The 14,191-nt window shown below is 29.5% G+C and carries 10 protein-coding genes; 3 read left to right on the forward strand and 7 right to left on the reverse strand.

Annotated features, from left to right (window positions below):
• Nucleotides 1-127 precede the first annotated feature (127 nt).
• The 7 genes from VBM90_RS02545 to nadE all read right to left on the reverse strand — a co-directional run bounded on the left by VBM90_RS02545 (nucleotide 128) and on the right by nadE (nucleotide 8,188).
• Nucleotides 128-1,369, reverse strand: a complete 1,242-nt coding sequence (locus tag VBM90_RS02545; RefSeq protein WP_323176779.1) for a CNNM domain-containing protein — start codon at nucleotides 1,367-1,369, stop codon at nucleotides 128-130.
• Nucleotides 1,370-1,420: 51 nt separating this feature from the next.
• Nucleotides 1,421-2,908, reverse strand: coding sequence for a DnaB-like helicase C-terminal domain-containing protein (locus VBM90_RS02550; protein WP_323176780.1), 1,488 nt, complete (start codon nucleotides 2,906-2,908; stop codon nucleotides 1,421-1,423).
• Complete coding sequence (rplI, locus tag VBM90_RS02555) at nucleotides 2,895-3,356, reverse strand: 50S ribosomal protein L9 (RefSeq protein WP_323176781.1); 462 nt, start codon at nucleotides 3,354-3,356, stop codon at nucleotides 2,895-2,897. Before rplI ends, VBM90_RS02550 begins: the two co-directional genes overlap by 14 nt.
• Entirely contained in the window at nucleotides 3,337-5,376 is a 2,040-nt protein-coding gene (locus tag VBM90_RS02560; RefSeq protein ID WP_323176783.1) for a DHH family phosphoesterase, read from the reverse strand. Before VBM90_RS02560 ends, rplI begins: the two co-directional genes overlap by 20 nt.
• Nucleotides 5,377-5,516: 140 nt before the next feature.
• The gene (locus VBM90_RS02565; protein WP_323176784.1) at nucleotides 5,517-6,659 is read right to left on the reverse strand and encodes a ZIP family metal transporter; all 1,143 of its coding nucleotides are present in this window, start codon (nucleotides 6,657-6,659) and stop codon (nucleotides 5,517-5,519) included.
• Nucleotides 6,659-7,387: a YebC/PmpR family DNA-binding transcriptional regulator gene (locus VBM90_RS02570; RefSeq protein ID WP_323176785.1), complete on the reverse strand. Its 729-nt coding sequence runs from the start codon at nucleotides 7,385-7,387 to the stop codon at nucleotides 6,659-6,661. The genes VBM90_RS02565 and VBM90_RS02570 overlap by 1 nt, the downstream gene beginning before the upstream one ends.
• Before the next feature lie 12 nt (nucleotides 7,388-7,399).
• Nucleotides 7,400-8,188, reverse strand: coding sequence for an NAD(+) synthase (gene nadE / locus VBM90_RS02575; protein WP_323176786.1), 789 nt, complete (start codon nucleotides 8,186-8,188; stop codon nucleotides 7,400-7,402).
• A 291-nt stretch (nucleotides 8,189-8,479) separates the two neighbouring features.
• Between nadE and VBM90_RS02580 the strand changes: the two genes are divergently transcribed.
• Genes VBM90_RS02580 through lon form a run of 3 tightly spaced genes read left to right on the forward strand, consistent with a single transcriptional unit; the run spans nucleotide 8,480 to nucleotide 14,187 of the window.
• A complete protein-coding gene (locus VBM90_RS02580) occupies nucleotides 8,480-9,193 on the forward strand; it encodes an MPN527 family putative ECF transporter permease subunit (protein ID WP_323176787.1) in 714 nt (237 codons plus the stop codon).
• Nucleotides 9,194-9,203: 10 nt separating this feature from the next.
• Nucleotides 9,204-11,531, forward strand: coding sequence for a class I tRNA ligase family protein (locus VBM90_RS02585; RefSeq protein ID WP_323176788.1), 2,328 nt, complete (start codon nucleotides 9,204-9,206; stop codon nucleotides 11,529-11,531).
• A 10-nt stretch (nucleotides 11,532-11,541) separates the two neighbouring features.
• On the forward strand, nucleotides 11,542-14,187 hold the full coding sequence (gene lon, locus VBM90_RS02590) for an endopeptidase La (protein ID WP_323176789.1): 2,646 nt from the start codon (nucleotides 11,542-11,544) through the stop codon (nucleotides 14,185-14,187).
• Nucleotides 14,188-14,191: the final 4 nt, after the last annotated feature.

Below are 14,191 nucleotides of genomic sequence, written 5' to 3' on the forward strand. Positions count from 1 at the left end.
CATCATAATCTGAAAAAAGTTCTAGTCATTGTTCTTGTTTTAGTTGTTTCATAATAACTCCTTAATATAAAAAACACAAAATACGGTTTTGTCCATATTTTGTGTCCCAGTTTATTACTGCTACTTTTTATAATTTGTTAACTTCAATGATTGCTGAATATTTTTTATTTTTAACTAATTCAATAACCTTGAAGCTAATTTCATCTTCGATAGTGAATTTTGTTGATTTAAGTAGTTTAGTTGAATTTGTCTTAGTTAGTAAATAAGTTTTCAAGTCCATAACTTTTTCATCATCGCTTATAAGTTCTTCATCAATCTCGAGTTGCTTAATTAAATCAGACATTTTAACGTTTGAATGAGCTTTAGCTCTTTCAAGTGAAATTTCATAAATTTGTTCATCGTCATCGTATTCATCATAGATTTCTCCAATGATTTCTTCAATGATGTCTTCAATTGTAATGATACCTAAAACATCTGTAGAGTTGTTGTTTTCAACAACAAAAGCCATTTGAGCTCTTGCTGCTCTCATTTTCTCAAGAGCACTTGAAAGAATTGAGTTAGCTGAAATGCTTGGAACTTGTTTCATATAATTAATCACTTTACCTTTTTTAAGTGAGAATATGTCTTTTAATAAAACAATTCCAATAAGTTGTCCATCTTTTTCAATTGGTAATCTTGAATAGTTTGTATCCTTGAATATTTCAATCGCTTCTGCTACACTAGCTTTATAAGAAATGTAAGTTACATCTTTTAATCTAATGTAGTGTTGTGCAACTTTTGTTGAATCTAAATCTAAAGCATTTTGAGCTAAAATACTTTCTCCGGTTTGCAGCACCCCTTCTTCGTTAGCGAGTGCTAGCATTGATTTAATGTCACTTTCTGAGTTTGTAACATAAACATTTTTGCTAAGTTTGCTAATAAAGAAAGTGATTGGGAAGAATATTCAGAACATTAGTTCATTGAATAAACAGAAAACTTTTAAGTATCTAATTGGATTATTTTTAGCAATTAATTTAGGTGTTATTTCACCAAATAATACTAAGATTGGAGTAACTACTAATGTCGAAATAATAACAACAAGTGAGTCATTATCAGAAAGATATTTTGATAAAACATAAGACATTGTAGCTGATGAAGCTACGTTAACTAAGTTGTTACCAATTAAAATGGTACTTAGAATTTGATTGTATTTCTTAACTTGCTTGTCAATTAACTTTCCAAATCTATGTTCGTTCTCAACTAATTCATAAACTTTAGCAGGTGAAACTGTTGAGTAAGCAGTTTCACTTCCACTAAAGATACTACTTAAAATAAATAATATAAGCATAACTATGCATAAAACAATTGTAATTACTGTTTTACTATCCATAGTACACCTCTAAAGAATTATTTTTGTGGTTCCTATAATAACTGGAGTCCATTAAAATCCACCTCTTTCGTTTGTCATATCGTCTAAAAATTGTACATATTTACCTGTGTAAATTAAAGTTGCTTGACCAGGTTCACCATTACGGTTTTTAGCAACTGATAAGGTCACAGGGATTGATTCGAATTTTTTAACTTCGTCATCATCACTGTGTGCTGATTTTTTAAGTTTCTTTCTACTTAAGAAAATAACAATGTCAGCATCTTGCTCAATTGATCCGGATTCTCTAAGGTCACTTAATTGTGGACGCTTGTCTTCACGATTTTCAACACTTCTGGATAACTGTGATAGAGCAATAATTGGAATTTTAAGCTCTAGAGCAAGTGTTTTTAGTGAACGTGAAATCATTGCAACTTCGTTTTGTCTATTTCCTGTTGCTTGATTTCCACCTGAAATCAATTGTAAATAGTCAATTACGATTAAGTCTACTTTGTTTGTGTTTTTAATTAAATGTTTAATTTTGAAAATGATTTCATTAATTTTTGATTTAGGATCATCATCAAATCAAATTTGATTTTCATCAGGTGTTCTTTGCATACTTGAAACAACGTGATGAATTTTCATTAAATCTTCATAATTGTTTTTTAAGAGTTTGATATTTTGCAATTTGTACATATCTATTAGTGTAGAAGTTGCTAAATATCTAGTTGTAAGTTCTGATGTAGGCATCTCAAGAGAAATAAAAGCTACATTTTTTGGTTTACCATCTTTCATTCCTTTTTCAATAATGTTTCTTGCAATGTTTAATGCAAGCGCTGTTTTTCCGACCCCTGGACGAGCAGCTAAAATAATTAACTGACCAGGTTTAAATCCTTTAACATATTTATCAATTGCATTAAATTCTGTAAGAAGAGCTTTTTCTTCATTTTCATCATTCTTAAGACGACTAAAGTATTTCTCAAGAGCGCTTTCAAGTGAAATAAATTCACTATTTTTGATTGATAAATTATTACTGCTAATAATGAAGTTTTCAACATCAGTAACAATGTCTTCTCAAGTGATTTTAGGATTTTGCCCTAATACAGCTAAATAATTACTAAAGAAAGCTTCTGCTTGTCTTCTTTTGTGAAGTTCAATTAACTTTTCAACATTTGGTAAAAAGTTTTCATCTGAAGAAAGTGTTGAAACAACTTTGTTTAATGTTTCAATTGATAAAGGAGCTCATTCAAGACTTGGGTTTTGAGCTTTGAATTTAGGTATTTCGTTTAAAAGTGTGTTGTAATCAAAAATGTAATTTTGATTAGGTTCACTTGCTTTTCTAGTTTTTAAAAATCTAAATAATGTAGAGTATTCAGGGTTGAAAAATGCCTCAGGGACAAGGTAGTCTAAACCAAGAGATTGTTTTTCAGTATCATTAATTATCGTACTTAAAACTTGTCTTTCGATTTTTTCATCTTTGTACAAAGTATTTGCTAAAGGACGAATTATTGTTTCAACTCACTTGTATAAAGAGTTTTGATTGTTTCTATTATTTCTTAACATTTTTAATTTTAATTTCCACTCTTAAAGTTGCCTTTATATCTTTGTATAAAACAATTTCAACATCGTGCAATCCTTCTGAAACTAAATGCACTTTTTGGATTGAATGTTTTGGTAACTTGTGCCCTAATGAAGTTAATTTTTTATCAACATCTTTTGTAGACACTGAACCGTGTACATTTAAATTAGAATTTCCATCAATATTAGCTTCTAAAGTAAATTCTAATCTTAACTCTTCTAATTTTTCTTTAAGTCTTAAAGCACCTGTTCTTTTTTCATGTTCATCAGCTGATAAATCATCTAATCTTCTTTGTAATTGTCTTGCAGTTTGTTCATTGTATGGAACTCCAAAACCATTTTTAACTAAGTAGTTTGAACCATAACCATTTGATACTTCGATAACTGTGTTAGCTTTTCCATCTTTACAATCTTTAATTAGTATAACTTTCATCTTTTAACTCTCTTTCTGTTGTTGTTATTGCGTGGTGCACATTGTTAACAAATGTTTCTAATTCCTCATTTGAAATAGCAGCAGCTGTTCCAAAGTGTCCACCTCCACCAACTTGCTCAGTAATAATCTGAACGTTTGTATTTATACCTCTAGCACTAAGTTTGTACAAGTTTGTTCCCTTAAGTCTTGCAATAACGAAGGAAGCAACTCTGCCTTTTGTTTTAAGAAGTTCATTAGCAGCCATTGAAATAACGTCAGCTTCAACTTCGATTGGAGAATACGCTAAGTAGTAGCCTTTTTTAACTTCTTGTGCATTTTCTAAAATAGTATTAATTTGTTCTTTTGTTGTTTCATCAATTTTAAGAATTTCGCTTCCTTCAACTACATTTGCACCTTTTGATTGCAACCAAGCACTTGCTTGGAATGTTCTAGCTGAGACTGATTTTGTAAATTGTACTGTATCAACTAAAATACCACCTAAAAGTAATTGAGCACATAATGGCGAGAATTTTCATTCCCTATCTGTGAGCATAAAAATTTCAGTAACAATTTCTGAAGCTGAAGAAGCTGTTGTTTCAACATAAATATTTGTAACAGGACAATAATCAATTTGCTTTCCAACTCTGTGGTGGTCAAATACGAAAATATTTTCCCTGTCCGCATTTAAAATAGCATCCTTGTTATCTGTACGGCCTGGATCTGAATTATCTACAAACACAACTAATGTGTTTAAGTCTGTTAATTTTGACGCTTTATTTGCGCTTATGATAATTTTTTCTAAGTTTAAATCTGTATCTTCATAAACATTGTTTTTGTAACTGAGTTCATTTCTAAAGTATGTTGTAGTCATATCGAATGATTCAGCACATATGTAAGCTTTCTTACCTTTTTGATGAGCTAAATATGCAATTCCATATGATGAACCTAATGAGTCCATATCAGCTGATTTGTGTCCATAAACAATAACTTTTGTAATTTGGTCACTATCAAGTTTTTTAAGGAACTCATCTGAAATTTTCTTAATTTTAGTCATATTATTGTTAGACACAATTTCGATATTTGAACCATAATAAATCGCAGTCTCGGTATCACTGAAAATTGCAACCTGGTCCCCTCCACGGTTTTGAGCTTGAACTAAAGCTTTTTTAGCTTGCTCTAATTTTTCTTTAAGCGAGCTTCATCCTCTAGCAAACCCAACACTAAGTGAAAGTTTACCAATTGATGTGTCCGGAACATTCTTTTGAATATTTGTAAATAAAGAAAACTTATCTTTAGACATATTATAAAGTGAAACCTGGTCTGTAATAACAATGAACTTACCATTTGTATATTGTCTATAAATTAAGTTGTATTCTTTTGAATATTCATTGAATGTATCAATAATTGTTTTATTAACTAAGTAAAGTTGCTCTTCAGATAAGATTGATTGATACATTTGGTAGTTATCAATTTCAATTTCACCAATAACAGTTTTTTGATTATGAACTTCATTTTTAAATAAAGTTTCAGTTGTAATATCACGAATAATTATGATGTTTGATAATGGTCAGAATTGAGCTTCATAAATGTTTTTATTATTTTCAAACTCAATTTTAGTTTGGTTCATATCAAGCTCTAAAAATTCTTTGTTATCTGAAATCGTTGTAAAGAATGTCTTAATGTGAATATCAATAAAATCTTTGTGAAACTTGTTTTTGATAAAGTTACTTGCTCAAATGATTTTATGTTCAGCATTGTAAATAACAAATCCGATGTTATTACTTGACATAATATCTTCAGTAAATGAATCAAAAGAGTTTTTAACAATGTTTCTTGACCTTGCAAAAATCTTTGTAATTCAAACTAGTGTAATTGCTAGTGATGCAAAAACTAAAATCATCGTGACAATAACTAAACCAATTTCTCAAGTTAATGCAGTTGTTTCGTTATTTTTTACTAAAATTGCAGTTAGTAAAATAAACATAATTACAAAAACTACGCATAAACACGAAAGTAAGCTTATTTTGTATTTTGTTTTCATTCAAATCCTTTTTGTTTGTGTTGTAAAAATTTAAATATTTAATATTTAAATTATATAAGTTTTGCAGAAATTGTTATCAATATGTTTTATTACACCGAAAATATCTACAGGAATATGATAAATAAAACAAAAACTCACAATTAATGTGAGTGATTATGTGTATGGAATGAAAGAATTAATGCAGCAAAGATTACACCAATAAATAAGAATGCAAGGATGAAATATCATTTTTTCTTCGACATATGTGAATGATAAAACTCAGGAATAAACTCAATTAAAGTAGTGAAAATGAAAATTCCTGCGATTGCTGACATCATCATTCCTTTTAGTATTCAGTTTTTCTCAATTGCTGCACCTGCATAGCAACCAATTAACATAAATGGTAAAAATAATGAAAGCCCTAAAAATGATAATAACAATGATTGGATTCTTGAGTATCCTGCTTCTCTAAGTCTGAAATAGAAGATTGTTTCTTCAGGGATTAAGTGTAAAACTAAAGAAGCAAAATAAGCCATAGTAAGTGAGTTTTCGTGACCGTTTGCTGCTAAATTTAAGTTGTATCCTAATAATAATCCTTCTGGAATTCTGTGAGTTAAAAGCAGTAATAAAGCAATAACTTTTAATTTATTTGAAGCTGAATTAATTGCTTCTTGTTCAGCTTTAATAATTGACTCATCATTTGAAAAGATGTAATCAGGATGATAATGAACGTGTTTTGAGTTATTATAATTTTTACTTTGTCTTAAAAATATATTTTGATTTTTATTATATTTCTTAACTTCATAAAAATGTTCTGAATGTGGGTGTGAGAAATCAAAATCATCGTGCTCGTGCCCATCACCGTGATCGTGGTCGTGAACAAATGCATTTAACTTTTTATTATTTGATTTTTTAAGTTTTTTATTAATTTGATATGTAATTGCATACTTAAGTGTGAATGAAAATAAGATACCTACAGCAAGACCGACAACTACGACTAAAATGCTATACCCATGGACGTTTACATTGTCTGTCATTGCACCTTGATTTGCTAATTCAAGCGATTCTCTTAAAAAACCAAATGTAGCTAATACTAAGAAAAAACCTGTTGAAAATGAGTATAAATAAAATGACAGATTTTTTCAACCATTCTTACTTAATTTAATAAGTGGGAAAATGAATGAAAGAATAGTTGGTATAGCTAATAAGCAAAGTAATGTGACAAGTATTAGAATGAAGTAAGATAACCCTTCATTACCTGTGCTTAATTTGAGGGTTTCGAAAAAATCTCTAATTATTTGCATTATTCTTCAGTTTCGATGTTATGGTAAACATCTTGAACGTCGTCATCCTCTTTTAATTTGTCTGCAAATTCTAATAATTTGTCTTTCTTTTCTTGATCGTATTCTACGTACATATCTGGTACATATGTTACTTCACATTGGATAAAGTCAATTTGACCGAATTTATCTTCAATTGCATTTTTTAAATCTGTGAAGTTTTCAGGTAATGTAGTTAATACAAATGATTCATCATATGTTTCAACATCTTCTGAACCATTTTCAAGTGCAACTTCCATTAAATCATCTTCATTAACTAATTCTTTAGCAATTTCAATGATTCCTAATTTTCTGAATGGATATGGAATTTGACCTGTTTTACCTAATGTAGCATTTTGTTTGTTAAAGTATGACTGAATATTTGATTTAACTCTGTTAAGGTTGTCTGATAATGTAACAACAATAAATGTTGCTCCTCCACCTACAGTAGCGTTAAAAACAGTTTCGATAAATGCGTTTGAATTTTTATCTCCAGCTGCTTTAGCAATTGCTCTTTCAATGTTGTCTTTTGGCATATTTTTTGATTTAGCTTTAGCAATTGCTAGTTTTAAAGCTGGGTTAGTATCAGGGTCTGCTCCTAATCTTGCTGCAACAAAGATTTCTTTAGATAATTTTTGAAAAATTTTTCCTCTTGCTGCATCTTGCGCACCTTTTCTATGTGCTATATTCGCTGCGTGTGAATGTCCTGCCATAATTTATCTCTCCTAATCTATATCATTTGGTTTATAAATTGAATCTCTTTTGTGTTGTGAGATTTTATGTTTATATTCAATTTTCTTAATAACTTCTTCTGGTAATACTGATTTGATTTGTTCATAGTCATTTAAGTGATCTAAATAAAAATCAAGTTGAGCATATGTGAAACCTAATTCATCTTCATCAGTTTGATTTTCTCATAATCCAGCTGATGGTGCTTTGTTAATAATTTCACTTGGCACTTTTTGAAGTGAAGCTAAAAATCTAACTTCACCTTTTGTAAGATGACAAATCGGAAGTAAATCAACTCCTCCATCACCATACTTTGTGAAGTAACCAATGAATGTTTCATCTTTATTATCCGTTCCTAACACAAGTAAATTATTTTCTTGAGCTAGAGCATATAAAGTTGTCATTCTTAAACGTGGTTTAATGTTAGCAACTGCTAATTGATTTTTAACATTAACTTGCTTGCTTAAAGCGTTAAAAGCATCAGTTAAATCAATGTACTCAAATTTATCATCAAACTTTTCTTCAAGTTTTTTAATATGTTCTAAATCACTTTGTAACATTCCATTGACTGACATCACAACTCCCTTAACTTTTAAAGGAAGTTGTTTTGCTATTGCATACACAAGTGAAGAATCAATCCCTCCACTGATACCTACAATAAAACCGTAGCAATTAGCTTCTTTTGCTTTTGTTACTAAAAAGTCTTTAATAACTTCAACATAAGCTAATCCATTTTCTTCGTCATAATATGGTTTGTTATCTTTGTAAAATGTAATCTTACCCATATCGCCTCTTTATTAACTAAATTGAATATTTTTAACAAAATATTGATTGTAAAAATATACTTAATTTTACCATAACAATCTAAAAAATAAACTGAATATATTACTTTTTAATTGTTTAAAATTCAACACACTTGTTTTTTATGGTCATATGAAAAATGAACGAATTTAGTCTCTAGTTCATAATTTGTTCATTTTTGGATTTTTTTACTAATAAGATGAAATAATGATATTATTTAATGAATATATTTTTATATCGCGTAAAAGTAAAAAATGTAAAAAAGGAGGAAAATAATGCAAAAAAAACAATTTTTAGTTTGAAATAACAAAAATATGAATGTTATTTTCAAAATGGCTTTCACAGGCTTGATGTTAGCTATTTCTATTGTTTTTAGCATTATCGGAAGTTTTATTCCATTTAATTCATTTTTATTTTTCAATTTCCTTTTAATTTCAACTTTTTTAACTGCTTTTATTATCGATATTCAATATTCGTTAATAATGCTTATTTCAAACTTTTTGATAAGTCCTTTTATAACAATTAAATCAACTACATTAGACATTGCATTTCTAGGGAACTTTATTCTTTTATTAATGCAAGGTGTCTTCGTTTTCAGTTCATATTTATTTGGAAAATTATTATGAAAATCTAAGCTTAAAAAAGAAATTTCAATCCTTGTAATCTTAGGAATAAGTTCATTATTAACAATTGCAATAATAACGTTTTTGAATACATTTTTATTTAACTTAATTTATTTCAAATTATTCAAGCAACTAGATGCTGTTTCGTTTAATGAACTGCTTGCTAACTATGATAAAAAATTCAAAATTTTCTTCTTTGGTATTCCGAATTACTTTGCAGGTTCTATCGCTTTATATTTATCATTTAATTTGAGCAATATTGCAATAAATTATTTTATAATTTATATATTTATTTTTACCTTATCTAAAACTAAGTTTTTAGATAACATCCTAAATAATTTCACAGTGAATAAGTGTGATTCATAGAAAGGTTTTTATGTCAAAATTTAACTTTAAAGAAATTGATTCAAAGTGAAGAAAAATCTGAGCAGAAACTAATGCTTTTGAACCGAAAGATGATTTTAGTTTACCTAAAAAATATGTCTTAAGTATGTTCCCTTACCCAAGTGGAAAATTGCATATGGGACACGTTCGTAATTACTCAATCGGTGATGCTGTAGCTAGATACTTTAGAAGAAAAGGTTTTAATGTCCTTCACCCATTTGGTTGAGATGCTTTTGGTTTACCTGCTGAAAATGCAGCAATCAAAAACGGAACACATCCAAAAAGCTGAACATATCAAAACATTGCATCAATGGATGATGAAATTAAAAGATTAGGAATTTCATTTGCTTGAGATTATGAAACAATCACTTGCGATGCTTCATACACAAAATGAGAACAATACATTTTCATCAAACTTTGAGAAAAAGGCTTAATTTACAAAAAGAAAAGCTCATTAAACTGATGTGAATTTGACCAAACAGTTTTAGCTAACGAACAAGTTGAAGATAACAAATGTTGAAGATGTGGAAATCAAGTTATTCAAAAAGAAATGGATACTTACTACTTAAAAATTACCGAGTATGCTGATGAATTACTTGAAGACCTTAAATCTCTTGAAACACACTGACCTCAACAAGTTCTTACGATGCAAAAAAATTGAATTGGTAGAACTGAAGATTACAAATTAACATTGGAATTTGCAGATAACAGCCAAAACACAATTAATGTCTATGAATCAAATTTAGATTACATTTCAAAAATTGATTATGTTGCTATCTCAAATAAACATCAACTAGTTGATGCCTTAAAAGAAGCAAACTACTTTAATCAAGAAGCTTTAGACTTACTTGAAGAAATCAATTTAAACTTTGTTAAAAAAGAATTTTCAAAGAAAATTTTTATCAAAACACCTTACACTGTTAAAAATCCTTTCGATGGTAGCTTAGTTCAAGTTATCATTACTGATTTTGCATCAAATAATCCAAACAAAGATGCAACGATTGTTTCATCAAATAATCAAACACACACCACTTTTATGGAAGTTAACCATTTAGACTTTTTAGATAATAATTTAGTTCAAGTAGAAGAAACTAAATTAACTAAAGAAGTTAAATACAACTTACGCGACTGAGGTATCTCAAGACAAAGATATTGAGGAACACCAATTCCTCTTGTGCACTGTGAAAAATGTGGAACAGTTCCTGTTTCACTTGATCAATTACCTGTTTTATTACCTGAAGAAGTTAAGTTCACAGGTCAAGGCAATCCACTTTTAACTAATGAAGAATGAATGAATACAACTTGTCATCTTTGTGGTTCAAAAGCAACAAGAGAAACCGATACATTGGACACATTCTTTGAATCAAGTTGATATTTCTTAAGATATACTACACCATCAAACTTACGTGACGAAGTTATTTTCAAGAAAGAAAACTTAGATTACTGAAATTCAGTTGACTTATACATCGGTGGAATTGAACATGCTATCTTACACTTACTTTATGCAAGATTCTTCACCAAAGCATTATCTGACTTAGGTTTAGTAAACTTTAGAGAACCATTTGCTAATTTATTAACTCAAGGTATGGTGCTTAAAGATGGTGCTAAGATGTCTAAATCAAAAGGTAATACAGTTGAACCTGGAGAAATGATTAACACCTATGGTGCTGATACAACTAGATTATTTATCTTATTTGCAGCTCCTCCTCAAAAAGAACTTGAATGAAGTGATTCAGGTGTTATTGGATGTTTTAAATTCATCAATAGAATTTACGATAGAAGTTCTGAAATTGATGTAAATTCAAACTTTAAAAACATTGACAAATCAACCTTAAGTGCTCAAGAAAAAATTGCAAGACTTAAACTTTACCAAGGAATGCAAAAACAAAAGAACACATTTGAAAGTGATGATAATTCATTCTCATTTAACACTTTAGTTTCTTGAACTATGGAAATTATGAATGAATATGATTCAATCACAAAACCTGAATTAATCACAGAAATGTTCTACGTTTTATTAAACATTCTTGAACCATTCATTCCACACGTTGTTTGAGAATTATCAAATAAATACTTTGACTCAAAAAACCTATATGACTTTGCTATAGATAATTCTGCATTAGAAATGGATGAAGTAACTTATGGAATTACAGTCAATGGAAAAGTCAGAGCTGAATTAACAGTTTCAAAAACAGCACAAAAAGAAGAAGTTTTAGAAAAAGCAAAAGAACAAGTAACAAAATGATTAGAAGGTAAAGAAATCGTCAAAGAAATCTTTGTACCTGGAAAAATCGTTAACATTGTTGTAAAAGACAAATAGAAGGAGAATGATGACTTTTAATGAATATATTAAAAAAGCGAAAGCTGATAAATCAGGCTATATAACATTCTTTGAAACACCAGATTTTTATTCAATTCCTGGTGGTTTTATGGAAACTGAGGTTACAGAAAAAGTTCTTGTTGAAGATCTTAAAAAGAACCGTGAAGAATTACTTAAAGAATCAGGAAGAGCAGTTGTTTTATATGCAAAACCTGAAACAACAGATGAAATTGTTTATGGTAACTATGTAAAACCACTTGAAGTAATTTACAAAGCTACAACAGATTCATTTATCGTAGTTTATAAAGTTATTTCACAATTCTATTTACCTAATGGATTTAAAATGCTTGAAACTCTTCCTGAAGGAGTTCAATCACACGTTGAATATAAAGGTTTCATAGGTTCAGAAACTGGAGAAGGTGGAGCATTTGTTGACTTACCTGCTACATTATCTAAAAAAGAATTAAGGGAAGTTTATGACTACTTGCAAACTTTCTCAATTTTTGCAGGTGTCGGAATTGACCTTGAAGAAGATAAACCACAACAATTTGCCGATTCCGATTTTATTGGCTTATTTAAAACTGAGCCTTTATCAGGAAGACACTTTACATTCACAAGTATTGTTGATTTAACAAACAGATACTTTGAAGGTAGAACTGATAGATTCTCTGAAGATTATGCAAGTGCATTAATCGCTACTTTCTTAAACCACATTTCACCTGTAGTTGTTCCAGAAAGACTTGAAATTTTCAAAGAACCATACAACAGATTTTGATATCAAACTTACTTAATTCAAGCTACTGCAAAAATTAATGAAATTCTTCAAGCAGAAACAGAATTAAAAGGTAAGATGACACAAAAATTAAGTAAGCAACAAACAGAATTCTTACTTAGAGAAAAATTAAAAGCTCTTCAAGAGCAAATTAAAGAACTTAACCCAGCCGCATCTGATGATGAGTATGCGCAAATCATCAATTCAAAATTCAAAGACATCTTCCCTGAAAGCGTTATTAAACTTATTGATGCTGAAACTAAAAAATCAGAAGAAATGGTTCCTGTTTCTCCTGAAGCTTCAATCATCAAAACATACATTAATACTCTTAAAAAACTTCCTTGAAGAAAAGTTCAACACGAATTATTAGACATAAACAGAGTTAGAGAAGTTTTAGATAAACACCACTATGGTTTAAATGAAATTAAGCAAAGAATTATTGAATACTTAGCTGTTATTATTAAAAACAACCAAGTTAAAAAACTTGATGAAAATAAAATCAAGATTGATGATAAATTTGAAATTGACCTTTCATTATTTAAAAACAATGAAGAAACGAACACATTTAACAATGTTCCTATCTTAACTCTTGTCGGTCCTCCAGGAACAGGGAAAACATCACTTTCAAAAGCTATCGCAAGTGCTTTAAATAGAAAATTCGTTAAAGTTTCACTTGGAGGAGTTCACGACGAAAGCGAAATTAGAGGACACAGAAGAACTTACGTAGGAGCTATGCCTGGAAAAATCATCAAAGGAATGATGTACGCAGGAGTTTCAAACCCTGTTGTCCTTCTTGACGAGATTGATAAAATGGCAGCTGATATGAAGGGCGATCCAGCAAGTGCAATGCTTGAAGTTTTAGACCCAGAGCAAAACACAAGATTCCAAGATCACTACTTAGAACACGAATATGACTTATCAAAATGTATTTTCATCGCTACAGCTAACTACTATGAAAACATACCACCTGCATTAATTGACAGGGTCGAAGTTATTGAATTATCTTCATACACATTGAGTGAAAAATTAAGCATTGCTAGAGAGCACTTATTACCAAAAGTGCTTGAACAAGCTACTTTAGCTGAAAAATACTTCCAAATTTCAGATGATGTGCTTAAATACATCATTCAACATTACACACTTGAAGCTGGAGTCAGAGGTCTTAAACGTACATTAGATAAGATTGCTAGAAAAATAGTTGTTAAGACTTTTGATGATCCATCATTAAAAGAATATGTAATTACACTTGATAAAATCGAAGAATTACTTGGTGTAATTAAATTCAAACAAGAAGAAAAAGAAGAAGATGTTGTTCCAGGTTTAGTAACAGGATTAGCTTACACATCATTTGGTGGTTCAACATTGCCGATTGAGGTAACTACATACCCAGGTAAATCAGAAATTAAGTTAACTGGTTCACTAAAAGAAGTTATGCAAGAATCAGCTCAAATTGCTTTAACTTTCGTTAGAGCAAACGCTGAAAAATTTGGTGTTGATGAGTTTGATTTTGAAAACAATACAATTCATATTCATGTACCTGAAGGAGCAGTTCCTAAGGATGGACCAAGTGCTGGTGTAACATTTACAACTGCAATTATTTCTGCCCTTTCAAAAAGACCAGTTCCTAACACAATTGGAATGACTGGTGAAATTACATTAAGAGGAAAAGTCCTTGAAATTGGTGGATTAAAAGAAAAATCATTTGCAGCTAGTCAAAAAGGACTTGAAATGATTTTCATACCTGAAAACAATATCAAAAACTTAAAAGACATTCCTTTTGAAATTAAAGAAAACTTAACATATGTACCTGTTAAAACATATGATGAAATTTACAATGTAATTTTTAATAGCCAAAAACCTTCTAACGAAATAAAAGCAAAATAATAAA

Origin of the sequence: Mycoplasma sp. 2704 (assembly GCF_034863285.1) — a bacterium.
In the GTDB taxonomy this organism is placed as follows: domain Bacteria; phylum Bacillota_I; class Bacilli_A; order Mycoplasmatales; family Metamycoplasmataceae; genus Mycoplasmopsis.